The organism is Paraburkholderia sp. WS6, assembly GCF_030464835.1.
In the GTDB taxonomy this organism is placed as follows: Bacteria; Pseudomonadota; Gammaproteobacteria; order Burkholderiales; family Burkholderiaceae; genus Paraburkholderia; species Paraburkholderia madseniana.
Window position 1 is genome coordinate 78,052 of the sequence record NZ_JALQCK010000016.1, and the last position, 26,013, is coordinate 104,064.

Sequence of the window (26,013 nt, forward strand, 5' to 3'; positions counted from 1 at the left end):
TGCACAGGCGTGACGACTATTCGTTCGCATGATGCGCAGCGTGGCAGGCCTTGAGCTCACCCATATCGCAGGAAACATCGTGAAGAAACCTATCCACAAAGTGCTGTACGTCCAGGTGATCGTGGCGATCATCATCGGCATTGCGCTTGGCCATTATTCGCCGGACTTCGCCGTCGACATGAAGCCGCTCGGCGATGGCTTCATCAAGCTGATCAAGATGGTGATCGGGCCGATCATCTTCTGTACGGTGGTGACGGGTATCGCCGGTATGGAAGACATGAAGAAGGTCGGGCGCGTCGGCGGCAAGGCGCTGCTGTACTTCGAAATCGTCTCGACGTTCGCGCTGGTGCTCGGCCTGATTGCCACGCACGTGCTGAAACCGGGCGTCGGCTTCAACATCGATCCGGCTACGCTCGACGGCAAGGCGGTCGCTTCGTATGCCGCGAAGGCGCACGGTCAGACCACGGTCGACTTCCTGATGCACATCATCCCGGACACGCTCGTGTCGGCGTTCGCACAGGGCGAAATCCTGCAGATCCTGCTGATCGCGCTGTTGTTCGGTGCGGTGCTGGCCACGGCCGGTGAGAAGGGCAAGGTCGTCACCAACTTCATCGACGGGCTCTCGCATGTGCTGTTCGGCGTCGTGCGCATCATCACAAAGCTGGCGCCGATCGGCGCGTTCGGCGCGATGGCGTTCACCATCGGCAAGTACGGCATCGGCTCGCTGCTGCCGATGCTCAAGCTGATCGGCACGTTCTATCTGACTTCGATCGTGTTCGTGGTGGTCGTGCTCGGCATCATCGCGCGTGCGGTGGGCTTCAACATCCTGCGCTTTGTCGGCTACATCAAGGAAGAGATGCTGATCGTGCTCGGCACGAGCTCGTCGGAAGCCGCGCTGCCGCAACTGATGCTGAAGCTCGAAAAGCTCGGCTGCTCGCGTTCGGTTGTGGGCCTCGTGGTGCCGACCGGTTACTCGTTCAACCTCGACGGCACCAACATCTACATGACGATGGCCGTGCTGTTCATCGCTCAGGCGACCAACACCGACCTCACTTGGACGCAGCAGCTCACGCTGCTGGCGGTGACGATGCTGACGTCGAAGGGCGCGAGCGGTGTGACGGGCGCAGGCTTCATCACGCTGGCCGCCACGCTCGCTGTGGTGCCGACCATTCCGCTGTCGGGCATGGTGCTGATTCTCGGTATCGACCGTTTCATGAGCGAATGCCGCGCGCTGACGAACATCGTCGGCAACGGTGTGGCGACGGTGGTGGTGTCGGCATGGGAAAAAGAACTGGACCGCAACAAGCTGAACGCCGCGTTGCGGGGTGAAGTGGCGGTCAAAGAGCCGGCCGAGGCTTAAGTCAGGCAACCGTCACGAGCACGACTTCGGCCGCGGACGCCCACCCATGAAAGCGGCGACCGCGAGCCGGGACCCAGCGCCGTCGGCCGACGAAGCTTACGCCGACGACGCGGCGCCTTATGCCACAATATCCGATCCTCACCGATCGGATATTGCCAACGTGACGCGCCGCCTGCTGATCCTCTTCGCGCTCGTCGCCGGGCTCGTGGTGGCGTGCGGGCTTACGTACACCATCGCGTGGCAGAGCGGGATCGATAATTTGCGGCGCAACGCCGCGGTGCGGGTCGATCGCACGACCAGCGCGCTGAAAAGCACGCTCGAGCGCTACGAATCGCTGCCTTATCTGCTGGCCGAACATCCCATTGTGCAAGACGTGCTGGTCAATCCCAGCCCTGCCAACGTCGAACGCGCCAATCTCTATCTCGAGGACCTCAACCGCCACGCGCGGGCAACGGTCACCTACATCATTCCGCTCGACGGCTATTGCGTCGCCGCGAGCAACTGGCATGGGCCGGGCAGCTTCATCGGCGCGGGCTATCAATTCCGGCCGTATTTTCTCGATGCGGTGAAGGGTGGCGTGGGCCGCTTCTTCGGTATCGGCACGATTTCCCAGGCGCCCGGTTACTACATCTCGCAGCCGGTGCGGCGTGACGGCAAGATCGTCGGCGTGGCAGTCGTCAAACTCGATCTCGAATGGTTTCAGGGCGCGGATGCGTCCGAACCTCTAGTTGTCACCGACGATCACGGCGTGATCTTTCTGTCGTCGGTGCCGGCGTGGAAATATCACACGATCAGGCCGTTGTCGGGGCAAGTCGCGGACTCGATCTACCAGGCGCGCCAGTATGCGCAGCAACCGATCCCGCCGCTGCCGGTGACGATCGAGCGCACGCTCGAAGGCAATGCGCAGATCGTGCGTATCGGCGGCGGCCGCTATGCGCCGCGCTATCTGGCGTCGCGGCGCGGCATGGGCGAGCCGGACTGGCATCTGATCACGATGTCACCGGTCGGTCCTGTCAACGCTGACGCGCGCAATGCGACTATCGTGACCGGCTTCGGCTACGTGTCGCTGGTGCTGTTCGCGTTCTACTGGAGAATGCGCCGTGCCCGGGTGCGAGAAGTGATGCGCAGCCGTTCGCTGCTGCAAAAGGCCTACGCTGAATTGAACCAGCGCGTGGCCGCGCGCACTGCGGATCTCTCGCAGGCGAACGAGCAGTTGCAGAAGGAAGTCGCCGAGCGAACGCGCGCCGAACAGGAACTGCGCGCGGCGCACGATGAACTGATCCAGGCCAGCAAGCTAGCCGCGCTGGGTCAGATGGCGGCCGGCATCACGCATGAATTGAATCAGCCGCTCGCGGCACTGCGTGGTTTCTCGGACAACACGCGCGTGCTGCTCGAACGCGGCGACCAGGCGTCGGCGTTCGAAAATCTCGAAGCGATCGCTGCGCTCACCGAGCGCATGGGCAAGATCACCAATCAGTTGAAGTTGTTTGTCGGCCGCGCCCGGCCGCGCAGTGCGCGTGCGCCGGTCATGCGAGCGTTGCGCAACGTCATCGCGCTGCTGCAAAAGCGCCTGCAAGGCGTCGAAGTCGAGTTCGCTTTGCTCGATGCCGGCACCGGCGCGCGCATGCCGCTGAATCTCGCCGACGATCCCTCCGATCTGGTTGCCAATTGCGACGATCTGCGGCTCGAACAGGTGTTGATCAATCTGCTCGGCAACGCGCTAGACGCAACGGCGGGGATGACGCCGCCACGCATTTCGATCGAGATCGAAACCGCTGAGTCGAGTGTGTCGTTCGCTGTGCACGACAACGGCCCAGGCATTCCCGACGACGTGCTGCCGCGTCTGTTCGAACCGTTCTTCACTACGAAAGAAATGGGCCAGGGCCTGGGGCTCGGCCTCGCGATTTCATCGTCGATTGCGCGCGACTGCGGCGGCACACTGGTGGCGCGCAACGCGCCGGACGGCGGTGCATTATTCGTATTGACGCTGCGCCGCGCGCGCGTGCAGACGAGCCATACATCGGACCCGCTCACCACGGGTTCCTGAATCAGACGAGAACAACATGCTGAACGACGGCTTGCAGGTGCTGTATATCGAAGACGACGAGCTGGTGCGGCGCGCCAGCGTGCAGAGTTTGCAACTGGCGGGCTTCGAGGTGATCGGCCATGCGTCGGCGGAATCCGCAGCGAAGATGATTAGCGCGGATTTCTCCGGGGTGATCGTCAGCGATATTCGCTTGCCTGGCGCGAGCGGACTCGAACTGCTTGCGCAGTGCCACGAGCGCGCGCCAGACGTGCCGGTGATTCTGGTCACCGGTCACGGCGATATTTCGATGGCCGTGCAGGCGATGCGTGACGGCGCGTATGACTTCATCGAAAAGCCGTTCGCATCCGAGCGTCTGATCGAAACCGTGCGACGTGCGCTGGAGCGCCGCAAGCTGGTGCTGGAGAACCTCGCGCTGCGTCGTGAGCTGGCCGGGCAGAACACCGTCGCGCCGCGCATCATCGGTCGTAGTCCAGCAATCGAGCAGGTGCGGCGGCTGATCGCGAATATCGCGCCGACCGACGCGTCGGTGCTGATCAACGGTGACACGGGCGCGGGCAAGGAGTTGATCGCGCGTAGTCTGCATGAACTGTCGCCGCGGCGTGACAAACCGTTTATCGCGGTGAACTGCGGCGCGCTGCCGGAGCCGATGTTCGAGTCGGAAATGTTCGGCTACGAACCCGGTGCCTTCACCGGCGCGGCAAAACGCCGCATCGGTAAGCTTGAACATGCTTCGGGCGGCACGCTGTTCCTCGATGAGATCGAGAGCATGCCGCTCGCGTTGCAGGTCAAGCTGCTGCGCGTGTTGCAGGACGGGGTGCTGGAACGGCTCGGCTCGAATCAGCCGATTCGCGTGAATTGTCGCGTGGTGGCCGCCGCGAAGGGCGACATGGCCGAGCATGTCGCGGACGGCTCGTTCCGGCGCGATTTGCTATACCGGCTGAACGTGGTGACGATCGCGCTGCCGCCCTTGGGCGAGCGTCGCGAAGACATCGTGCCGTTGTTCGAGCACTTCCTGCTGGATGCGGCGGTGCGTTATCAACGCCCTGCGCCGATTCTCACGGACCGGCAGCGTGCGAGCCTGATGCAGCGCGAATGGCCGGGGAATGTGCGCGAGCTGCGCAATGCCGCCGACCGTTTCGTGCTCGGCGTCGCCGACGATCCGGTCATGTCTTTCGCCGACGACGGCGTAGCGCCACAACCGTTGAAGGAGCGTGTCGAGCAATTCGAGCGGGCGGTGATCGCGGAGGCGTTGGAGCAGGCCGCCGGGGTAGTCGCGGTCGCAGCAGACAAGTTGCAGCTTGGAAAGGCGACGCTCTACGAGAAGATCAAGCGATATGGCCTCGCGGCCAAAGGGGAAGGGGAACGGTGAGGATTTGAAGCGCCGGCGGCGAGGCGGTATGACCTCGGCGCCGGCGTGTTTGTCTGGGTGTTTTACTTCAGGCTGTTCGTGGGGCAATCAGGCCGCGTTGAGCGCTTTTTCCAGCAACTGGTCGAGTTCCGCGAATTGCGGTTCGCCGACATAACGCTTCAGAATCTTGCCGTCCTTATCGATCAGGAAGGTGGTCGGCGTGAGCTGCACATTGCCGAACTGCTTGGCGGCAGAGCCGTCGTCCATTGCAACCTTGAACGGCAACTGGCGGGTTTGCGTGTAGTTGGCCACGTACATCGGTGCGTCGTAGTTCATTGCGACGGCGACGAATTCGAGCCCTTTGCCTTTGAAGCGGTTATAGGTCTGGACCATCTGCGGCATTTCCTTCATGCAGGTGTCGCAACTGGTCGCCCAGAAGTTGACCAGGTAGACCTTGCCTTTCAGATCGGCGGTCGAGACTTTCTGGCCCGACAGCAACGTGAAGGTCGCATCCGGCACGCGCTGCTGGCCGGCGAACGCGAAATAGCCGGCAATCGCGATCGCTACGGCCACGACGGCAATGATGATGATGCGAAGCGGATTCGCGCGCCGTGCGGCGGTGGACGGGGTGGAACTCATGAACGGAACCTCGAGAGTCGCGCAGAACGCGCGGAACAGTACGTGGATTTGGACTGTTAAATCCGGTATTGCTTGGCTCCGCTATTGTAGCCCCATTCCGGCAACGCGGCAGCGGGCGGCCCGGGAGGCGATAATAGGACTTTACGTTCCTGTCAGTCCGATCTTCTGTCCCCATGCTCCGAACTGCTTTTCGCTTGCTTGCCCGAATCTCCATCATCCCGTTTGGCCGCCCCGTTAGCCGTTCCTCACGTTTCGCCCTGGCAAACGGTCGCCCGGCCGGTGCCGCTTTCCGCTTGCGGCGAGCACGAGCAGTTCTCCGAACGGTGGCCTGCGCGCTGGCGTTGGGCGGCGCGTTGACAGCGTGTTCGCCGACCTTCGACTGGCGCACCGTCATGAATAACGACAACGGCTACACGGTCGACCTGCCGGCCAAGCCGGACAACGATCAGCGCGCGGTCCAGATCGACGGCAAGCCGATGCAGATGGCGATGCAGACAGCCGAAGCCGGCGACGCCGTGTTCGCGGTCGGCACCGTGATGCTGCCGAGCGATGACGAAGCGACGCAGCGTGCCGCCCTCGAATTCCTGCGCACGGGGCTCGCCCGTAACGTCGGCGCCGCGCCGGACGCGCACGCGGTGCAAATTCCGCTGGCCGCAGGCGGTCAGGTGCTGGGTCTGGAAATGAAGCTGACCGGTGAGGCTGGCTCGCAACACGAGACGCGCACAGTCTATGCGCGGCTGGTCGCGCGTGGCCGGCATGTGTATCAGGCCGCGATCATTGCGTCCAAGCCGGTGCAGCAGGAGCAGGTCGACCAGTTTTTTTCGTCGTTCCAGCTCTATTGAAAGTTGAAAGCGGCGTTTTTTGGTCAACTCGGTGCGCGACAAGATCGTAGTGCACAGTGAAAGTTCCTTCGTAGCATCGCGCGCTAATTCCCGGTTTACGTTGAAGTTTTCCGGTTGCGCACGGAGGCTGTGGATAACTCTGTTGAGAACTTCGCGTTTTTTGCCGCAGATGCCCATCCCGTGGGCATTCTGTCAGACTGAGTCAGCTCCGGGCGGTCGAAATAAGTCAATTAAATCAATGCTTTTGGGATGCGTGTCTCTGTATGCCTTTCAGTTGTTTCCAGATTTATCTGGAACGCGCACTTGTGCATAAGTCAAGTCTTGACAGGCGATTTTTCGCCTTATACAGACCCAAACGCCCGGCGATATTGGATGACTTCACCGACTTGCGCCGCGCTCGGCATAGCCGCGCCGGCCAGGTCGGCGATGGTCCGCGCCACCTTCAGGACTCTGTAGTAAGCACGCGCCGACCAACCGAAGCGCTCGCCGGCCTGGCGCAGCAAAGCTTCACCGTCTGTGCCGGGGCGGCAGACCTCGTCCACTTCACGTCCGCCCAGTTCCCGATTGGTTTTGCCTTGCCGGGCTAGTTGCCGCTCGCGAGCGGCATTCACCCGTAGGGCGATCGCTGCACTCGATTCACCGGCGGTGGTGGAGCGCGCCGACAACTCCGCCGGCGTGAGCGCAGGAATCTCGAGCTGGATGTCGATCCGGTCGAGCAGCGGCCCGGACAGCTTGCGCAGATAACGCGCCGCGATTTCCGGCGTGCATCGGCAGCGACCGTTGGGGTCGCCGCGCCATCCGCAGGGGCAGGGGTTCATCGCGGCGATCAACTGGCAGGCTGCTGGAAAATCCGCTTGCAAGGCGGCGCGCGAGATCGTGATGCGCCCGGCCTCGAGGGGCTCGCGCAGGGTCTCCAGCACATGGCGGTCGAATTCCGGCAATTCGTCGAGAAACAGCACGCCCAGATGCGCCAGGGTGATTTCGCCGGGTTGCGGCGGATTGCGCCCGCCGACCAGCGCCGGCCCACTCGACGAATGATGCGGCGCGCGAAACGGCCGCTGCCGCCATTGCGAGGGCGTAAAGCCGGCCCGGCTGGCGGACAGCAACGCCGCCGAGCTGAGCGCCTCGTCGTCGGTCATGGGTGGGAGCAGGCTTGGCAGGCGGGCGGCGAGCATCGATTTGCCCGCGCCGGGCGGCCCGACCAGCAAGACGTGGTGTCCGCCGGCCGCGGCAACTTCAAGTGCGCGGCGCGCGCCGCGCTGGCCGATCACGTCGGCCATGTCAGGAACGGCGGCGGGCGCGGTCTCGCTGAGGTCGGGCGCCGCGACAGGGTAAAGCCTGGCGTCGGGCGCGCCGGCCAGATGTGCGCACAGCGACGGCAGATCGGTGGCGCCATAGACATCGACACCCGGCACGAGCGCTGCCTCGGCCGCGCTTGCCGCGGGCAGATAGAGCTGCGGGGTAGATTGAGCGGACGTCTCGGACGTCGCCGGTTCGGCTGAAGTAATACGAATAGACGCAGAATCAGACATGCCGCCCGAGCCGCCGTGAGAAGCACCGCTGCGGGCCGTTCCGCAGGCCATCGCGAAAGCCCCGCGCATCGGCCGCAGCGCGCCGGTCAGTGACAGTTCGCCGGCGAATTCACGATGCAGGAGGGACTCGGCCGGAATCTGCCCGCTCGCCGCCAGAATGCCCAAGGCGATCGGCAGATCGATCATTTTGGTGCGTTTCTAACAGTTAGTTTGTTTTTCGTTGCGGAAAAACGACCACTTGGCGCTTCTAACTGTTTTTGAGCGGCGCTCGGGGGAACGTTCTGACGTTCCCGGCGGCCGCCGCAGCTTCGAGAGTACGAACTCGGATGAGCAGTGTTTCGTTGATGCTTGCGAGGTTAGCGATCATCGCCTGAGCTTCTTTGAGGTCACTGAGAAGCTGCTTGTTCTTGATTTTCTCTTCCTTCAGTTCGTTTTGCTTTACATCCCGCTGCTCTCGACTGGACCTCCCGGTCTTGTTCCGGATCTGTTCGGCAATGTCAGGGTGGCAGTTGTGAATCAGGCTCGCGGAGACACCTGCTTCGAGCGCCACCGTCGTGAAATTGATCTTGGTGGCCTTGGTATGTGCTCGCCCTCTCTCAATGCGGAAGATTGCAAGCTTGAGGTCCTTCTCACGCGCCTCTGCCGTTTTGCGTACTCGGGTCATTGGACGACCTTAAGCTGGTCATGCCCCAGCTGGATAAGAAGCTTGCGGCACCGATTTAAGTCGCGCTCCACACGCGCAACTCCACCAGCCCCGATGTCATCACATGAACGGAGACGTTCAAGATCGCTGTAGAGGCTGCTGTACATCGGGATATGCTTTTCGCCAACTACACCGTTTGAACACCCGTCGCCGCAGCGCAATCGATCAATATCATTTCCCGCGCAGTCGTGGCTGTCTGCTGTGCACCATGCATGGCCGTTGCTACGAATCGCCGTTGACCGTGCGATAGATCGCACCATCGCTCCGTGACTCTTGAACATTACGATGTTCTCTTCTCGGCTGCGCCAGTCGACTAGGTTGATGCCATAGCCACCTGCGAGCCGCGCAGAAGGCGATAGCCAATCTGCCGCTGCGTTTTCCTTCAGATCGTCCAACTCGTCCTGGATTTCCAGAAACAGAGCCATCTCCTGATCTTCGTTTAAGGCATAGCCTAAAGTCATGTCCATTGACCAGTGCTTGAAATGACGCTTCAGGTACCGAAGATCCCCGAACTGGCTCCTAGCGGCGTAGTTGGCGAACGTGCGCCGAAACTGATGCGTCCGAAGGCGAATCTTGATGCCATGCTGGCTCGCAAACTCTTTCAGAACGACATTCCAACGATGGGTTGCGATCGTCCTGACGACGGCGTGCCTGGCACGATCTTGGCCAACGAATAGTGCATCGATGTGATCTTCGGCATCGGCGATCGCATCAACTGCTGCGCCTTCGCGGCAAAGTCGGTCGATCTCTTCGTTCAATTCGACATGAAGCGGTGCCGCCCAGCGCTCCATGACCCCAATGGCGGTAACCGCGGCTTCTGGGATCATCCATTCGGTGTGCCCTTCGTCGGTCTTGGAGGATCGAGATCGCATCCACCAATACCGCACCCCGTCTGAGTCTTCGGTGCTGTAGCAGCAGCCTTTGCGAAGGAAGGCTAGCTCGTGGTTTCGGCATCCGCTGAGACTCGCCACGACGATGTAGCACGCCGTGCGCAGTTTAGTAAGCTCAATATATAGTGTCTTGACGCCTTCGTTCCAGCCGAGAGCTTGCAGTGATTTTGCCTTCCTAACGTTGACCGTCTGACGAGTCAGTCCATGCGCTGCGCGCTCAACCTCTGCCAGCGCATCGCGAAGATCAAGCAGGTAGTCTGCCCGCTGGACGAGCGCCCATGCAGCTTGAAACAGTTGCGCGAACTGCTCATGAGGAATGAGCGGTGTCTTCCTACCCTCGATTCGTCTACTTTTGCCGTAACCGGATAGGTGCATAGCGGACGACTCTGGCCAGGGATGAGATGGCATTGGGTCATCCGTGTGGAGACTCAACTCATACAACGCCTCAATGGACGCCAGCCTCTTTATGACGGTACCTGCGAGCAGTGGCTTCGCGGTCGCCTCCATCCTCTGCGTCAAAAACAGAGCATAATTGGAACAAACCAAACGAGTTACGTCAGAAAGGCCCGAGATGCCGAGGTCCGACAGGTAGCGAAAGAAGGCAACCATCCCCCTGAAGTAGTTAACGACGCTCGCGCTTTTGGGGCGCTTGCCGCCGTCTCGGCCGCGCCGCAAATACCGGTACGTTGTCTCTTTAGCGATGTCCCGGAACTCAGCTGGGATGAAGTCAAAGTCCAGCTTCTTGTCACTCTTGCGCGTGGCGGTTGTGAATCCGCTCAGCCACCAAATCTGATCGCCGTAATTACTGACAACCGACCAGGTGTGGTCGGTCGTCTTTCGCATCGAGACGATCAGAGCGTTCCGCTGTTCTGCTACTAGGCCCTTGACGGTGGCCGGCTGCTCAAGGAAGTACGCGGGTGCGTTGCTCATGCCTCTGCTCCCGCCAGATCAGAAATGATGGTGTCAGCCTTCCAGAAAGGATGCGGATCGATACGGGCTCGCTCACGTTCATAATCGAGCATCGCCTGAGTGAACACCTTCCGCCGAAGACCTCGCTCAATGACATCTTGCTCGATAAGCCGAACGATGTGCGCGAGCTGTCGCCGCCAACGCTTGACGTCCATTCGAGTCCGCTCCTTCAAGATGCGCCAGTAGAAGCTAAAAAGACGATATAGGTCGTCGCCCGTCACAACAAGGTTCCTGCACCTTAGGCAGTTCAGGAAACTCATGCAAACCGACCGATCTTGCTTCTGCGCGTACTCCCCATGGCTCGTGTCGCTACACCGCGCAATCGGCGTTCTTTCGGTCGCACCGAGGGTTCCGGTCAGCATTTCGTTAACGAGCGTCATGCCCATGAATCGCCAGTTCTTACTCGCTTCTTCGCCAGGCTCCAGATAGCTGCGGTCAACGACTGAAGGTGAGTTTCCAGCGGCGGCGGCCGTCGCCGCGAGATCTCCGTCGAGAAGCTCAAACATTCGATTTACGAACGTTTTGCGCAGGCGACTAACATTCAGTCGCAGCGGCTTTCCTGAAGCGTCAATCAAACCATTAGCTGATACCAGAGCAGTGATTGCGATGCCCAGTGTCGACGAAGACAAAGCAGTCACACGGCCCGCAGATCCGAAGCTAAACGTGGCGCTGGCGAGCGGGTAGATCCACACCATTTGCCGCAGTCCCTCTGGCGCTTGATTGCGCGTATGACTGGTGATGTGAATGACGCGCCGAATGATTTCCGTTACCGTAGCCTTAACTGCGCCGACGGATTCGATGTCGAGTGTGTCGGTGCGATCGTTCCTCAATGCGACCTTACTGGTCGAGTGCCCACGACGCTTGTAGAGGACGAGAAACATCGTGCCGTCCTTCGGGTGCGGACGAAGTGAGTCCAGAGTCATCTCAAGGAGAGGAGTCGTGTTGCGGCCGGTGTGCAGTGCGACCAGCAAGAAGGCGGCGGCTAACAATTGGGATGTCGGCACTGCCGCTTCATCAAAGAGCGGCGTGATGGCTGTCCTTAACACGCGTGCCACCTCTCGCTTTTCGCGGAGCGTCAGTGGCTTCTCACCTTTCGTTGTTCGGTGGACTCCAGGAAACGGGTTCGACGGGAATGTTCGCTCATCGCCGGCGAGTTCCTCGCGAATCAGCTGTCGACGACAAAGCGCCTTTAGTACCGCCTTGACCGCGTGATAGCAGCTCTTCTGCGAAGATGTTGCCGTTCCCGTGTCGCGCAGAAACCCTAGGAATCCGTCAATCAGGCTCCGGTTAATGTGCCTCAAAGCGAGTGGCTCGCCGCGCGCGGCCGCAACCATCGATGTATAGTTGAAGAAGCCATTCAAGGCGTCAGCGTACGCCCGAACGGTGGCAGGAGAGACTTCGGCGTCCTGCTTGTCCGTGAAGCGCTCAATTTGTCGCTGACACGCGTACACAATCTCGTCTATCTTTACCCCATACCACTTACCGAAGTCGTAACTGCGTGCCCCTTCCGTCGCCGATACAGCGAAATACACGCGCGTGATGGCGGGCGGAATGGCATCCGGCGAGATGGCGACGACTCCATCGGTGGCGATGACCTGCTCGACCGCCGGTGTTGCCAGATCTGAACGCGGGAAGACTTTCCGCTTGCTCATTCGTCGTATTCCATCGCAAGTGCCATCAGTTCCTCGTCGTACGCCAGTTGGGCGTCGTCAGCTAGCTCGTTGACCAAATGCAGATAGAGCATTGTTGTTGCGATGCTCGAATGCCCGAGCTGACGCTGAAGAAACACCACCGGCTCGATACGATTGCTCTTGCGGTGCCTCTGCAATGCCACTAGCGTTTGAGTCGCATAGGTGTGCCTCAACATGTGCGGATATGTGGCGATGCCAACTTTCCTGCCGAGGGTTCTGACCATCGCCTCGATTCCTTTCCCATCATCTGCCCATGGAAGTCCAGCCTGGGTGAGGAAGAGTGGCTTTTGCTCTTCATCTGACAGGGACGCTCGTTCGCCGCGCCAATGCAACAGGTAATGATGAAGTTCATCCATGAGCCTTCTCGGGATGAAGATGGCCCTTGGATTGTCCCCTTTGGTCTTCATCCCAGTCCCGTCACTGGGATCTAGGACAATCCGAACGTTGTTGGTAGCCGGCCGAGAACTTTGAGCGTTAGCGACATAGCTTGCGGGAAACGTCGCTAATTCCTCTCGCCGCAGGCCCGAACCGAGGGCCAATCGAATGATCATTCGATGGTGCGGGTTGACGGCTGCTGCGGTAAGTGCCTTAGCCTGATCTAGCGTCAGATATTTGATTAGCTTCCGCCGTGCACGCGGCATCGGCGAAGCAACCTCGCGGATATTGCCGGACGCGTCAGTATGTGCAAGGAAGGCCGACGAATTTGGGGCACGGCGTCGTTCGTACTCGAATGGGATCTTGCTGATCCAGCCTTTGCTCGCAGCGAACTTGTAAAACGCAATCACATAGACAAGGCGTTGTCGAACGGTCGACCGCTCGTGCTTCACCGTATCGAGACAGTAGTCACGATAAGCACCGACGAGATCTTTCTGTTCTCCGCGATCGACATCATTCCAGGCCAACTCATGGGCTTGGAGAAATCCGAAGAAGTCGTAGATCGCTTGGCCAGTCGGCCTCCACGACTTCTTCGAGCCGATTGAGCCTCGCGACAGGTAGTGCCGCAGAAACTCATTGGCCTCCCAGCAACTGCTCATGTCGTTCCAAAGCAATATCGGGAATCCAGACCGTGATCGGCCGTCAATCTTGTACTCGGCGGTGCTGCGAACGAGATACATCTAAAGTCCCTTTGTTCGGAGCATCGCTACAGCGTGCTTGAAATCGATGCTCAGCAAGTGCATCGCGAGATCTACCGCACCGCAGCCGCCCGCCTTGTTCCGTGTGTCCCAGAACTTCGGCCCCGTACAAAGGAATTCAAAATGGAGATCGCCGACGGTCGCGTGCCATCGCGTTGACATAGCCGATTTCAACGGTCTGAAGGAGGCATCGATCTTGGCGTAATCGGCAATGGCGGAAAGCGCTTCAGCGGCCGACAGGGCACGCCAGCGTTGCAGGTCAAAGTTATCCACAGCCTTGCGACGCATCGAATCCTCCCCCGGACCCCCACCTGCTGCTCGTCTCTAAGAGACTGAATTCAAAACCATTTAATACTAACACTTCGTACACACTATATCGAAGCGGCCGGACTCCTTCGGCAAATCGGCAGGCGCGAGATTGACGGTGATGCGCCGCACGGGGAAATCGAAGCTGCAGTTCTGTAGCGCCGCGCGCACGCGCTCGCGGCTTTCGCGCACTTCCAGATCCGGAAGGCCGACGATCGAAAAAGAGGGTAATCCGTTCGCGAGGTGGACCTCGACGGTTACTTCGGGCGCGCGGCCAGAGGCCGGCGCGCGACTGCGCACCACGGCAAGCGACATGTTTTCTCCCGTCGGACCGCGCGCAGATGGCGCGCGCGAGTCCCCTAAAACGCTGATGACGTCACGGCTCGCTTGCCAGTGATGTGCAGCACTACGCAGCTAAAGCGCTGCGAGCAAAGCTTCAGGGCGTTTGCGTTGTGACCGGCAGTTTCTGTTCGAGCTCGGCGACGCGGCGCTCCAGCTCCTCGAGGCGCGCGCGGGTGCGCACCAGCACCTGGGTCTGCGTATCGAATTCCTCACGCGTGACCAGGTCGAGCTTGGAAAAGCCCTGCGACAGCATGGCTTTCACGTTGCGTTCGACATCTTTGGCCGGCGAGTTCTTGAACAGCTCGCTCATGCGGGCCTGAAAATCGTTAAAGACATCGTTCGGTTGTTTCATGGTGTTCCCCTTAATGCACAAAAAATGTGCATGTTTCATTGCGCCTGTGCTTTGTCGCGTCGAATGGTCCGCTTTGGTGCATGGCTTGTTGCCTGCCGCTGCCGCATGAGCCCGTTTGGTGCGCGCTCAAACGTTAAATGCCTTCGAACACTCTAGCAACGATCCATACGCCGCGCCACCGTGCCCCGCCAACGTTGGCCATCCGGCCAGGGCGGCTTGCGCCCCTTCTGCAGCATGCCCCGGACGAAGTCTGACACAACATGGCATGCGAGTTGCTGTTACTGCCCCGCGCGCACTGCCGGGTGCTTTTACCGGCAGCGGAACGAGACCACGCGAACGGGTTACAGGGTACGCAAACAGGGTTACGCAACGGGTTACGCAACTTAGCGAGGGATTTCATGAAACTCATTACCGCAATCATCAAGCCGTTCAAGCTCGATGAGGCGCGCGAAGCCTTGTCGGCCATCGGCGTCTCAGGCATCACGGTGACGGAAGTCAAAGGCTTCGGTCGTCAGAAGGGCCATACGGAACTGTATCGGGGCGCTGAATACGTCGTCGATTTCCTGCCGAAGGTGAAGATCGAGGCCGCTGTCTCGGACGACATCGTCGACCAGGCGATCGAGGCGCTCGAACGCGCGGCACGCACCGGCAAGATCGGCGACGGCAAGATTTTTGTCACGCCGATCGAGCAAGTGATTCGGATTCGCACCGGGGAGACCGGCGCGGACGCTCTGTAACACCAAAAGATAGCGACACAGATAGCGACAAGAGGAAACGAAGATGCGCAAATTATTGATGTCCATGCTGATGGCCGGTTCGCTGCTCGCGGGCGGTATCGGCGCCGCCCTCGCGGACGACGCTTCCGCCCCCGCAGCCGCCTCGGCGCCTGCTTCCGATACGACGGCGAGTGCGCCGGCGCCTGACGCTTCGGCAGCGCCTGCTGCCGCCGCGGCTTCGGCACCGGCCGCTGATGCGTCCGCCGCACCGGCTGCCAGCGCCGCCGCAGCCGCGCCGGCAGCATCGGACGCCGCGCCTGCCGCCCCGACCGCGCCGTTCTCGGTCGATTCGTCGAAGATCAATTCGGGCGACACCGCCTGGATGCTGACCTCCACCGCGCTCGTGCTGTTTATGACGATCCCGGGTCTGGCGCTGTTCTACGGCGGCATGGTCCGCAAGAAGAGCGTGCTCGCGATCCTGATGCAAAGCTTCGCGATCACCTGCCTCGTGTCGATCATCTGGGTCGTGGTGGGCTATAGCCTTGCCTTCACGCCGGGTGGTTCGTTCATCGGCGGCTTCTCGCGCTTCTTCATGGCGGGTATGAACTACATCAAGGGCGACAAGGCCACGACGCTGACCGTCAGCCACCTCGCACCGACGATCCCGGAAACGGTCTACGTCGTCTATCAGATGACGTTCGCGATCATTACCCCGGCACTGATCACGGGCGCGTTTGCCGACCGTATGAAGTTCTCGGCAATGCTGGTGTTCATGACGCTGTGGTCGATCATCGTCTACTCGCCGATCGCGCACATGGTCTGGGAACCGAGCGGCTGGCTGGCTGCCGCGGGCATCCTCGACTTCGCGGGCGGCACGGTGGTGCACATCAACGCCGGTATCGCGGCGCTGGTCTGCGCGCTGGTGCTCGGCAAGCGTGTCGGCTACGGCAAGGAAGCGATGGCGCCGCACAACCTGACGCTCACGCTGATCGGTGGCGCCATGCTGTGGGTAGGCTGGTTCGGCTTCAACGCGGGTTCGGCAGTGGCGGCAGACGGCCGTGCCGGTTTCGCGATGTTCGCAACGCAAGTGGCAACCGCAGCAGCAGCACTTGCATGGATGTTCGCCGAATGGGCAACCAAGGGTAAGCCGTCGGTACTCGGTATCGTGTCGGGTGCCGTGGCAGGTCTGGTGGCGATTACGCCGGCTTCCGGCTTCGTCGGTATGGCGGGTTCGCTGGTGATCGGCATCGCGGCAGGCGTGATCTGCTTCTGGTCGGCAACGTGGCTCAAGCACAAGCTCGGTTACGACGACTCGCTCGACGCGTTCGGCGTGCACTGCATCGGCGGTATCGTGGGTGCGCTGCTGACCGGTGTGTTCGCGGTCAAGGACATCGGCGGCGCGGACGGCAGCGTCATCCTGCAAGCCAAGGGCGTGCTGACGACGCTGATCTACAGCGGCGTGGTGAGCTACATCCTGCTGAAGGTGATCGACATGGTGATGGGCCTGCGCGTGACGGAAGAAGAAGAACGCGAAGGTCTGGACGTGAGCCTGCACGGCGAACACGTCGAATAAGGACTTCTCCAAGGAAGGTCGAGCTCTCTCCAGGGCTCGACGGAGCAGAATCAAGCGCAGCGACTTTGGCCCGCCTTTATGGCGGGCTTTTTTCTGGCCGCGCATCTTGTGAGCAGTAGTTTTCCGCGCCTATCATGGCGATAGCGAGAATGCATCCGCATCGGCTTGCGAATGGAGAAAGCGTCCCCAAATGGACAAAGCATTTGCTCTACAATCTTTTTTCTCCAGTCTGCGAGTGATCAATGGTTCCGCACCTAGTTACGGCGTTAAACGGCCCGCTGCTCGACCTCGAGCGGAAGATCCTCGACGCTACCCCCGCCATCGAACGCTGGTTCCGGCTCGAATGGCAGGAGCACACGCCGCCGTTCTACTGTTCAGTCGACCTGCGTAACGCGGGGTTCAAGCTCGCGCCGGTCGACACCAATCTGTTTCCCGGCGCATTCAACAATCTGCCGCAGGAAGTGCTGCCGCTCGCTGTGCAGGCCGCGATGGCGTCGATCGAAAAGATCTGCCCGGACGCGAAGAATCTGCTGGTGATCCCCGAGCGCCATACGCGCAACGCGTTTTATCTGGAGAATGTCGCCCGTCTGGCCGCAATCATGCGCCAGGCCGGCTTGAACGTGCGTTTCGGCACGCTCGACGAAAGCATCGTCGGGCCGGTCACGATTGCATTGTCCGACGGCCAGAAGCTCGTACTCGAACCGCTCGAGCGTTCGCCGCGGCGCCTCGGCCTGAAAAACTTCGACCCTTGCTCGATTCTGCTGAACAACGACCTGTCGGGTGGCATTCCGCCTGTGCTGGAAAATCTGCACGAGCAGTATCTGCTGCCGCCGCTGCATGCCGGCTGGGCCGTTCGCCGCAAATCGACGCACTTCTCCTGTTATGACGACGTCGCGAAGAAGTTCGCGAAGATGGTCGAGATCGATCCGTGGATGATCAATCCGTACTTCGCGCATGTCGAAGGCGTCGATTTCCAGGAGCGCACCGGTGAAGAAGCGCTGACGGATGCGATCGACGGCGTGCTCAAGAAGATCGCCAGGAAGTATCGCGAGTACGGCATTTCCGAGAAACCGTATGTCGTCATCAAGTCGGATGCGGGCACGTATGGCATGGGCGTGATGACCGTGCACGACGCCTCGGAAGTGGCCGCGCTCACCAAGCGCGAACGCGCCAGGATGGCTGCCACCAAAGACGGCCTCGAAGTGCATGACGTGATCGTGCAGGAAGGGGTGTACACCTTCGAGCGGATCGGCGAAGAAGTCGCCGAGCCGGTCGTGTACATGATCGACCGTTACGTGGTGGGCGGCTTCTACCGCGTGCACGGCAGCCGCGAGCGCGATCAGAATCTGAACGCGCCCGGCATGCACTTCGTGCCGCTCGGCTTCGAGCATACGGCCCTGCCGGATGCCCACGCCAAGCCCGGCGCGGCGGTGCCGAACCGCTTCTATATGTACGGCGTGGTGGCGCGGCTCGGGTTGCTGGCCGCATCGGTCGAACTGGAAAAGACCGATCCGGAAGCGATTCAGGTTTAAGCCTCGCGAGGTGGTCGATGGCGGCATGCGTGCCGCCATCGTCATTTTCAGCGACTAATATTGACGATCAATGCCAAGCCCTAAGGGCGCACCGGAATCCTCATGGACATTCTTTTCATTGCCGATCCGCTCACGCAGTTCAAGATCTACAAAGATTCGACCTACGCGATGATGGCGGAAGCCGCGCGCCGCGGTCACACGCTCTACACGTGTGAGCCGAAGCATCTGGCGTGGACCGGCGGCGACGTCGAGGCGAACGTGCAGCGCTTTGCGATTACCGGCGACGTGACCGACCTGCATCGCGACACGTGGTACGCCGCTGAAGCGGCCACGCCAAAATCGCTGAAGAGTTTCAGCGCGGTCGTGATGCGCAAAGATCCGCCGTTCGACATGGAATACGTGACGTCGACGTGGCTGCTGGAAATTGCCGAACGCGGCGGCGCGCGCATTTTCAACAAGCCGCAGGCAATTCGCGATCATTCGGAAAAGCTGGCGATCGGCGAGTTCGCGGAGTTCGTCGCGCCGACTCTGGTGACGCGCGACGCCGCCCGTTTGCGCGCCTTCCATGAGGAACACGGTGACGTGATCCTGAAGCCGCTCGACGGCATGGGCGGCATGGGTGTGTTCCGCGTGAAGGCCGATGGCATGAATCTCGGCTCGATCATCGAGATGCTGAGCCACGACGGCGCGCGCTCGGTGATGGCGCAAAAGTTCATCCCCGAGATCAAGGAGGGCGACAAGCGCATTCTCCTGATCGGTGGCGAAGCGGTGCCGTTTTCGCTCGCGCGGATTCCTCAGGGTAATGAAGTGCGCGGCAACCTCGCGGCGGGTGGACTGGGCGTGGCGCGCCCGCTCACCGATCACGACCGCAAGATCGCCGACACGCTTGCGCCGGTGCTCGCCGCGCGTGGTCTGCTGCTGGTCGGGCTGGATGCGATCGGCGACTGGCTCACCGAGGTGAATGTGACGAGCCCAACGTGTTTCCGCGAGATCATGGATCAGACCGGCTTCGATGTCGCCGCGATGTTCATCGACGCATTGGAGCGCGCGGCCGCTTGAGGCGCAGCCCTTGAATGGCCGCCAAGGCCCCCAAACTGTGTAGTAAATCCGCATCAAGCGAAACACCGGCTTTGGCGTGAAAATGAGCCTGATACAATGCCCGCTCTTCCGCGCCAAGCGAGTGGAAGGCGCCTGTCAGGCGCCACTGGCATGGACTGCGGACTGTGAACGAGCTGTTTCCCGCCTGCGCCGTAGCGATATCAGGCACGGCGGGCCGCTCGTCAGGTGATGCGTTCCGGCCCTCACGACCCACGGCCAGTCGAGGGCGCTTACGAACCGGGCTTCGTCCCGGTCCACGGTTCGGGGCCGTTCTTTTGCAGCAAGGCTGACATGGCAGGCATTCTGATCATTGCGCACGCTCCGTTCGCCACCGCGTTGCGCGATTGTATTTCGCACATCTACGGTGGCTTGCCGGCTCGCATCGGCGTGATCGATGTATCGCCGGATTGCGATCCCGCACAACAGGTCGCGTTCGCGCATTCGGAAATCGAGCGGCTCAAGGAAGAAAACGGCGCACTCGTGCTCACCGACATGTTCGGCGCCACGCCGGCGAATATCGCCGGGCGGCTCGCTTCGGTGCCGAACGTCCGTGTGCTGTGTGGCGTCAATTTGCCGATGCTGGTGCGCGCGGTCTGTTATCGCGCGACGCCGCTCGACACGCTGGTCGACAAAGCGCTCGCTGGGGCCACCAAGGGCGTGCACGCAATCGGACCGGCCACGCCTGCGCCGGTTGCGCCGCCTGCGGGGTCCGGGGATTGTTTGCCCGCTTTGCCGCCTGAGGCCGCTGCTGCTGACTGTTTGCCCGCGTTGCCAGCAGAGGCCGACCTGACTCAGAAAGCCGGCTCGACCGGGTTGTAAGCGGATCTCACGGCTTTAAACGATTGCGATTGGGTCGCGCCCAATCGCAGCCGGTTTGCAGTTTCACCTTTCACTACAACACTTACCCGCGCTTCGGACCATCACATGCTGCAACAGGAAACGACTATTGTGAACAAGCTGGGGCTGCACGCGCGCGCGTCGGCCAAGTTGACGCAACTCGCGGGCAACTACCAGGCGGAAATCTGGATGAGCCGCAATGGCCGCCGTATCAATGCCAAGAGCATCATGGGTGTGATGATGCTGGCCGCGGGTATAGGCAGCACGGTGCTGATCGAAACGGAAGGCACCGACGAAAAAGAAGCCATGGACGCATTGTTGAAACTGATTGCTGATAAATTCGGCGAAGGTCAGTGAATTCGCGCGTTATCGTTGCCTGAAGCAAAATGCCGCGACTGTCCGCGGCATTTTTTTTAGCGCGAGACAATCGCAGCTTGAGAGGCGCCTGCCCGCGGCGCGCAGGGGTTCGCGTTGCCGGAGCGCAAGCTCGTCGAAGGCGCAGTGTTGTGGTCGGTTACGGTATTTCGTGCTGCGCTGCACACAGACCTAACGTATCGACAACGGGCGCGGAATTTATAATGGCCAACAGAGTCTGAGAGCATTGCAGCGGTTTGCCGCGGCATCACACAACTAGAGGAGGTGCGCGTGTCCTTCACGCTGCATGGAATTCCCGTGTCACGCGGTATCGCCATCGGGCGGGCCTATCTGATCGCCCCGGCTGCACTTGACGTAGACCACTATTTGATCGAACCCGCCCAGATCGAGGGCGAGATCGAGCGCTTTCGCGTGGCCCAGCAACATGTGCATTACGAACTCGACACGTTGCGCGCCGATCTCGCGGCAGACGCGCCGAGCGAAATGGGTGCGTTCATCAACGTTCATTCAATGATCCTGAACGATGCAATGCTCGTGCAGGAAACCATCGACCTGATCCGTACGCGCCGTTACAACGTGGAGTGGGCGCTGACCGAACAGCTCGAGCGCCTGTCGCGCCATTTCGACGATATCGAAGACGAATACCTGCGCGAGCGCAAAGCCGACATCGAACAGGTGGTGGAGCGCGTGCTGAAGGCGCTTGCCGGTGCTTCGGTGGCGCTGCTAGACAGCGTGCACGGTACCTGCGACGAGATGATTGTGGTCGCGCACGACATCGCGCCGGCCGACATGATGCAGTTCAAAACGCAAACGTTTCAGGGTTTCGTCACCGATCTCGGCGGACGGACTTCACATACGGCGATTGTCGCGCGCAGCCTCGGCATTCCGGCCGCGGTCGGCGTGCAGCATGCGAGCCAGCTGATCCGGCAGGACGACCTGATCATTGTCGACGGTGATCACGGCATCGTGATCGTCGATCCCGCACCGATCGTGCTGGAAGAATACTCGTACCGTCAGAGCGAAAAAGCGTTGGAGCAGCGCAAGCTGCAACGGCTGAAGTTTTCGCCCACGCAAACGCTCTGCGGCACACGCATCGAACTGTGCGCGAACATTGAGTTGCCGGAGGACGCGCGCGCCGCGGTCGATTCGGGTGCAACCGGTGTGGGCCTGTTCCGCACCGAGTTCCTGTTCATGAATCACAAGCACCACTTGCCGGAAGAGGAAGAGCAGTTTGCTGCCTACCGTCGCGCCGTCGAGTTGATGAACGGCTTGCCGGTGACGATCCGTACGATCGACGTCGGCGCCGACAAGCCGCTCGATTCGATGAGTGGTGGCGGCGACGGCTACGAAACCGCACCGAACCCCGCCTTGGGGCTCAGAGCGATTCGCTGGAGCCTCTCGGAACCGCAGATGTTCCTGACGCAACTGCGCGCGATTCTCCGTGCATCGGCGTTCGGCAAGGTGAAGATTCTGATTCCGATGCTCGCCCACGCGCAGGAGATCGATCAGACACTCGATCTGATTCGCGAGGCCAAGCGGCAATTGGACGATGCCGGTATTGCCTACGATCCGAACGTGCAGGTCGGCGCGATGATCGAGATTCCGGCTGCCGCGATTGCGTTGCCGCTGTTTCTCAAGCGGCTGGATTTTCTGTCGATCGGCACCAACGATCTGATCCAGTACACGCTGGCGATCGATCGCGCGGATAACTCGGTTGCGCATCTGTACGATCCGCTGCATCCGGCGGTGCTGCATCTGATCGCCTTCACGCTGCGCGAGGCGAAGCGGGCGGGGGTGCCGGTGTCGGTGTGCGGCGAAATGGCGGGCGACCCGGCATTGACGCGTCTGTTGCTCGGTATGGGCCTCACCGAGTTCTCGATGCACCCGAGCCAGTTGCTGGTGGTCAAGCAGGAAGTCCTGCGCTCGCATCTGAAGACGCTCGAGAAGCCGGTGGCCGACGTGCTGGCTTCGTTCGAACCGGAAGAGGTGCAGGCGGCGCTCAAGCGCGTGGTGTTGGCTTGAAACTGACAACCCGGATTGGTGGGTTCAAATGAAAAACGCCGCACATGTGTGCGGCGTTTTTCATTTGGCGTCTTGCTTGCGTCGGCTCACGGCTGATGCTGTTGCCCGCACACCGGACAATCCGGCTGACGCGCAATGCGCATCGTGTTCCATTCCATACGCAGCGAATCGAGCATCGTGAGACGGCCCACCAGCGGCGTGCCGATTTCGCCGATCACTTTCAGCGCTTCAGCCGCTTGCATCGAACCGATGATGCCGACCGTGGGCGCGAATACGCCCATGGTCGAGCACGCGACTTCCTCGAACGGTTGGTCCTCCGGGAACACGCACGCATAGCAGGGCGACGCTGCGTCCCGGAAATCGAAGGTGCTGATCTGGCCGTCGAAACGCAAGGCCGCGCCTGAGACCAGCGGCACACCATGCTTCACGCAGGCGCGGTTGATCGCGTGGCGCGTCGCGAAGTTATCCGTGCAATCGAGCACGACAGCGGCGTGCGGCACCTCGCGATCGAGCCATGCATCGTCGACCCGTTCGGCCACCGCGTTCACCACCACCTCAGGATTGATCTGGGCGATCGCGTCGCGCCCGGACTCCACCTTTTTGCGCCCGACCGACGCCGTCACGTGCAGAATCTGCCGCTGCAGATTGGTCAGGTCGACCGTATCCGCATCGACCAGCGTCAGACGGCCGACGCCTGCCGCCGCCAGATACATCGCTGCCGGCGAACCCAGGCCGCCCGCGCCGACGATGATCGCGTGCGCGTCGATAAAGCGCTGCTGCGCCTCGATGCCGATTTCGTCGACGAGGATGTGGCGGGAATAGCGGAGGAGTTGATCGTCATTCATGGCGGGGCGCGTGGAGTGTCGCGCAATGAGATGCAGGACCGGTGGCCTGCCATGCGCGGTTTCGTTATTTTAATCGCGCGGGGGAGCGGGTGTTCTTGCTGGTGCCGGGTATTACAACTGTACTGCTACGTGTCTTCGCAGCACGTTCCGCTGCGAAGACACGTTGGGTTTGCTGCTTAGTTGCTTTGCGTAGCAGGCGCCGAGGCCGGGACCGATGCGCCCGGTACCGGTTGCGTCGACTTCACCGCGACCGGCGCGGAGGCCGATGCCGCCGGCTTGTTCTGCGCGAGACGCCGCTCGGTCAGCGACTTCGATTCCTGCACCGGCTTGCCTTCCAGCTTGTTCAATGCCTGCGTCAGCATGAAGTCGTCGGTCGAACCGAACTCGACCGGCTTGCGCTCACGATCCTTCTGACGCTGTTCCGGCGTCTTCTTGTCGTTCTGCTCTTCAAGCTGGCGCAGCTGGTCCATGCGTTCCTGTTCGCGCTGATCCGCTTCCTTCTTCTCGTTCGGATCCTGCGTGTTCGCAAGGTGGTTCGAGTAGTCGACTTCGCGAGTAACCAGTGCGTCGTCCGGATCGCCTTCTGCGTATTGATCGACCGCGATGTCAGGACGGATGCCCTTATTCTGGATCGAACGGCCGCTCGGCGTGTAGTAGTACGCCGTGGTCAGACGCAGTGCCGTTTCAGCTGTCATCGGACGGACGGTTTGCACCGAACCCTTGCCGAAGGTGGTCTTGCCGACGATCAGCGCACGATGCTGATCCTGCAGCGCGCCCGCGACGATCTCCGAAGCCGACGCCGAATAGGCGTTGGTCAGCACGATCATCGGCACAGTCTTGAAGATCGGTGCTTCGTCTTTCAGCGGATCGCTGTCGAACGACTGCAGGCGGTAGTTATCGTACGTGTCGCGATAGACCTGCTTCGAATCCGGAATCTGGCCGTTGGTGGACACCACCACCGAATTCGACGGCAGGAACGCGCCGGCAACACCGACCGCGCTTTGCAGCAGACCGCCGCCGTTATTGCGCAGGTCGAGCACGAGACCCTTCAGGTTCGGCTGTTGACGGGCGATGTCTTGCAGTTTCGCAGCCAGATCAGGCGTGGTGCGTTCCTGGAAGCTGGTGATGCGGACATACGCGTAGCCCGGCGCCAGAATCTTCATCTTGACCGACTGGACCTTGATGATCGCGCGCGTGACCGTGAGCGGGAACGTACGGTCGTCGGTCTTGCGGAAGATGGTCAGCGTGACCTTGGTGCCCGGATCGCCGCGCATCTGCTTGACGGCCTGGTCGAGCGTCATGCCGCGCACCGGCTTGTCATTGATGCGGGTGATCAGGTCGCCCGGACGGATGCCGGCGCGGAACGCGGGCGTGTCTTCAATCGGCGAGATCACCTTGATCAGGCCGTCTTCCGACGAAATTTCGATGCCGAGACCCGCGAAGCGACCCTTGGTCTGCTCCTGCAGTTCCTCGTAATCGGTCTTGTCGAGATACGACGAGTGCGGGTCGAGGCTCGACACCATGCCCTTGATCGCGGCGGTGAGGAGCTTTTTATCGTCCACCGGTTCGACGTACTCATGCTTGATTTGCCCGAACACTTCGGCAAAGAGCCGGAGTTGGTCCAGCGGCAACGGTGCAACGGCGCTCGAGGCGGCGCCGGCGGGTTGCTGGGCCGAGGCGGAGAGTTGCAGGGTGGCAAATGCGCCGGTAGCAAGGCCCGCGGCAATCAGGCCGATATTTTTCAGGTTCTTTCGCATAGAGTCTGTTGCGGTCGGGAGCGCGTGGCAGCGTCGATAGAGATGGGGACGGACAAGTATAACTGCACACCCGCCCGGTCAGGGCGCAGCGCAGGCAATCGTGATTCGACAGCGCGGGCGGGCCCTGGTTCGTGAGTCGGAGGTCGCGAAGCCGAAGTAATGTGCGGTAACGGCAAGATGGCAGTGGGATGGCGCAATTGACAGCCGGCGGGACGCGTACGCCGGCAGGTCTTGCCGGTGGGGTGGCCCGTTTGCCGGGCCCCCGCTGCAGATTTCCACTACAGGCGGGGGGCGGCGGCCGGCGGCCCCGGCTTAGCCCGCCTTGCCTTGCTTGGCCACAGCGGCCTGCGCCTTCGCAATCGCGTCCTGGTCGCCCAGATAGTAGTGCTTGATCGGTTTCAGGTTTTCGTCGAGTTCATAGACGAGCGGCACGCCATTCGGGATATTCAGGCCGACGATGTCGTCGTCCGAAATGTTGTCCAGGTACTTCACCATGGCGCGGATCGAGTTGCCGTGCGCGGCGATCACAATCTTGCGGCCTGACTTGATGGCCGGCGCAATCGACTCGTTCCACAACGGCAAAACGCGTGCGACGGTGTCTTTCAGGCACTCCGTGAGCGGCAATTGCTCGCGCGGCACCTTGGCGTAGCGCGGATCGTTGTAGGGTGCGCGTTCGTCCGACGGATCGAGCGCCGGCGGCGGCGTGTCGTAGCTGCGGCGCCAGACCAGCACCTGTTCGTCGCCGAATTTGGCGGCGGTTTCCGCCTTGTTCAGGCCCGACAGCGCGCCGTAGTGGCGCTCGTTCAGGCGCCACGAATGCACGACCGGCAGATACATCAGGTCCATCTGGTCCTGTACGTGCCACAGGGTGCGGATCGCGCGCTTGAGCACCGACGTGTAGGCGATATCGAACGAATAGCCCGATTCCTTCAGCAGCACGCCCGCTTGCTGCGCTTCACGATTGCCCTGTTCGGTGAGGTCGACGTCGACCCAGCCCGTGAAGCGGTTTTCCTTGTTCCACGTCGATTCGCCGTGGCGGATGAGAACGAGTTTGTACATGAGATTGCCGGTCGGTAGTAAGGAAGCGGTAAAGCGTTGCGAGGG

At 61.2% G+C, this 26,013-nt stretch carries 22 protein-coding genes and 1 pseudogene; 11 read left to right on the top strand and 12 right to left on the bottom strand.

Annotated features, from left to right (window positions below; all coding sequences use genetic code 11):
• Positions 1–79 precede the first annotated feature (79 nt).
• Genes M0D64_RS20155 through M0D64_RS20165 form a run of 3 tightly spaced genes read left to right on the top strand, consistent with a single transcriptional unit; the run spans position 80 to position 4,776 of the window.
• Positions 80–1,360 (top strand): dicarboxylate/amino acid:cation symporter, encoded by a 1,281-nt coding sequence (locus tag M0D64_RS20155; RefSeq protein ID WP_266258954.1) that lies wholly within the window; start codon positions 80–82, stop codon positions 1,358–1,360.
• 46 nt (positions 1,361–1,406) lie between these two features.
• Positions 1,407–3,407 carry an ATP-binding protein gene (locus M0D64_RS20160; protein WP_171925150.1) on the top strand — a complete coding sequence of 667 codons (2,001 nt, stop codon included), beginning with the start codon at positions 1,407–1,409 and terminating at the stop codon, positions 3,405–3,407.
• A gap of 16 nt (positions 3,408–3,423) precedes the next feature.
• A complete protein-coding gene (locus tag M0D64_RS20165; protein WP_171925151.1) occupies positions 3,424–4,776 on the top strand; it encodes a sigma-54 dependent transcriptional regulator in 1,353 nt (450 codons plus the stop codon).
• Between the two features lie 87 nt (positions 4,777–4,863).
• Here the strand turns inward: M0D64_RS20165 and M0D64_RS20170 are convergent, their stop codons facing one another.
• The gene (locus M0D64_RS20170) at positions 4,864–5,394 is read right to left on the bottom strand and encodes a TlpA disulfide reductase family protein (RefSeq protein WP_154564188.1); all 531 of its coding nucleotides are present in this window, start codon (positions 5,392–5,394) and stop codon (positions 4,864–4,866) included.
• 173 nt (positions 5,395–5,567) lie between these two features.
• On the opposite strand from M0D64_RS20170, the gene M0D64_RS20175 reads away from it, so the two are divergent.
• Entirely contained in the window at positions 5,568–6,236 is a 669-nt protein-coding gene (locus tag M0D64_RS20175; RefSeq protein WP_266258955.1) for a hypothetical protein, read from the top strand.
• A 341-nt stretch (positions 6,237–6,577) separates the two neighbouring features.
• Here M0D64_RS20175 and M0D64_RS20180 read toward each other — a convergent pair whose 3' ends face one another.
• From M0D64_RS20180 to M0D64_RS20215, 8 genes and pseudogenes are all read right to left on the bottom strand, one after another.
• Complete coding sequence (locus M0D64_RS20180) at positions 6,578–7,954, bottom strand: YifB family Mg chelatase-like AAA ATPase (RefSeq protein ID WP_266258956.1); 1,377 nt, start codon at positions 7,952–7,954, stop codon at positions 6,578–6,580.
• 61 nt (positions 7,955–8,015) lie between these two features.
• Positions 8,016–8,432 carry a TetR family transcriptional regulator gene (locus M0D64_RS20185; protein WP_266258957.1) on the bottom strand — a complete coding sequence of 139 codons (417 nt, stop codon included), beginning with the start codon at positions 8,430–8,432 and terminating at the stop codon, positions 8,016–8,018.
• Positions 8,429–10,291, bottom strand: a complete 1,863-nt coding sequence (locus tag M0D64_RS20190) for a hypothetical protein (protein ID WP_266258958.1) — start codon at positions 10,289–10,291, stop codon at positions 8,429–8,431. Before M0D64_RS20190 ends, M0D64_RS20185 begins: the two co-directional genes overlap by 4 nt.
• Complete coding sequence (locus M0D64_RS20195) at positions 10,288–11,982, bottom strand: phage integrase SAM-like domain-containing protein (RefSeq protein ID WP_266258959.1); 1,695 nt, start codon at positions 11,980–11,982, stop codon at positions 10,288–10,290. Before M0D64_RS20195 ends, M0D64_RS20190 begins: the two co-directional genes overlap by 4 nt.
• Entirely contained in the window at positions 11,979–13,136 is a 1,158-nt protein-coding gene (locus tag M0D64_RS20200) for a tyrosine-type recombinase/integrase (protein WP_266258960.1), read from the bottom strand. Before M0D64_RS20200 ends, M0D64_RS20195 begins: the two co-directional genes overlap by 4 nt.
• Complete coding sequence (locus M0D64_RS20205) at positions 13,137–13,442, bottom strand: hypothetical protein (protein ID WP_266258961.1); 306 nt, start codon at positions 13,440–13,442, stop codon at positions 13,137–13,139. It lies immediately after the preceding gene.
• A gap of 84 nt (positions 13,443–13,526) precedes the next feature.
• Positions 13,527–13,775, bottom strand: a pseudogene (locus tag M0D64_RS20210) (magnesium chelatase domain-containing protein); the annotation flags it as partial.
• Between the two features lie 121 nt (positions 13,776–13,896).
• A complete protein-coding gene (locus tag M0D64_RS20215) occupies positions 13,897–14,154 on the bottom strand; it encodes an accessory factor UbiK family protein (protein ID WP_154564624.1) in 258 nt (85 codons plus the stop codon).
• 398 nt (positions 14,155–14,552) lie between these two features.
• Between M0D64_RS20215 and M0D64_RS20220 the strand changes: the two genes are divergently transcribed.
• From M0D64_RS20220 to ptsP, 7 genes are all read left to right on the top strand, one after another.
• Positions 14,553–14,891, top strand: coding sequence for a P-II family nitrogen regulator (locus M0D64_RS20220; protein WP_006048089.1), 339 nt, complete (start codon positions 14,553–14,555; stop codon positions 14,889–14,891).
• Positions 14,892–14,934: 43 nt separating this feature from the next.
• Positions 14,935–16,443, top strand: a complete 1,509-nt coding sequence (locus M0D64_RS20225; RefSeq protein WP_154564622.1) for an ammonium transporter — start codon at positions 14,935–14,937, stop codon at positions 16,441–16,443.
• 242 nt (positions 16,444–16,685) lie between these two features.
• The gene (gene gshA, locus M0D64_RS20230; protein WP_266258962.1) at positions 16,686–17,975 is read left to right on the top strand and encodes a glutamate--cysteine ligase; all 1,290 of its coding nucleotides are present in this window, start codon (positions 16,686–16,688) and stop codon (positions 17,973–17,975) included.
• 102 nt (positions 17,976–18,077) lie between these two features.
• A complete protein-coding gene (gene gshB / locus M0D64_RS20235; RefSeq protein WP_175051985.1) occupies positions 18,078–19,034 on the top strand; it encodes a glutathione synthase in 957 nt (318 codons plus the stop codon).
• Between the two features lie 330 nt (positions 19,035–19,364).
• Positions 19,365–19,892: a PTS sugar transporter subunit IIA gene (locus M0D64_RS20240; RefSeq protein WP_266258963.1), complete on the top strand. Its 528-nt coding sequence runs from the start codon at positions 19,365–19,367 to the stop codon at positions 19,890–19,892.
• 105 nt (positions 19,893–19,997) lie between these two features.
• Positions 19,998–20,267 (top strand): HPr family phosphocarrier protein, encoded by a 270-nt coding sequence (locus M0D64_RS20245; protein WP_054035732.1) that lies wholly within the window; start codon positions 19,998–20,000, stop codon positions 20,265–20,267.
• A gap of 288 nt (positions 20,268–20,555) precedes the next feature.
• A complete protein-coding gene (gene ptsP / locus M0D64_RS20250; RefSeq protein ID WP_168435872.1) occupies positions 20,556–22,307 on the top strand; it encodes a phosphoenolpyruvate--protein phosphotransferase in 1,752 nt (583 codons plus the stop codon).
• A gap of 86 nt (positions 22,308–22,393) precedes the next feature.
• Here ptsP and M0D64_RS20255 read toward each other — a convergent pair whose 3' ends face one another.
• From M0D64_RS20255 to gpmA, 3 genes are all read right to left on the bottom strand, one after another.
• Positions 22,394–23,152, bottom strand: coding sequence for a molybdopterin-synthase adenylyltransferase MoeB (locus tag M0D64_RS20255; protein WP_154564614.1), 759 nt, complete (start codon positions 23,150–23,152; stop codon positions 22,394–22,396).
• Between the two features lie 176 nt (positions 23,153–23,328).
• Complete coding sequence (locus M0D64_RS20260; RefSeq protein ID WP_266258964.1) at positions 23,329–24,909, bottom strand: S41 family peptidase; 1,581 nt, start codon at positions 24,907–24,909, stop codon at positions 23,329–23,331.
• A gap of 312 nt (positions 24,910–25,221) precedes the next feature.
• Positions 25,222–25,968 (bottom strand): 2,3-diphosphoglycerate-dependent phosphoglycerate mutase, encoded by a 747-nt coding sequence (gpmA, locus tag M0D64_RS20265; RefSeq protein WP_154564609.1) that lies wholly within the window; start codon positions 25,966–25,968, stop codon positions 25,222–25,224.
• Positions 25,969–26,013: the final 45 nt, after the last annotated feature.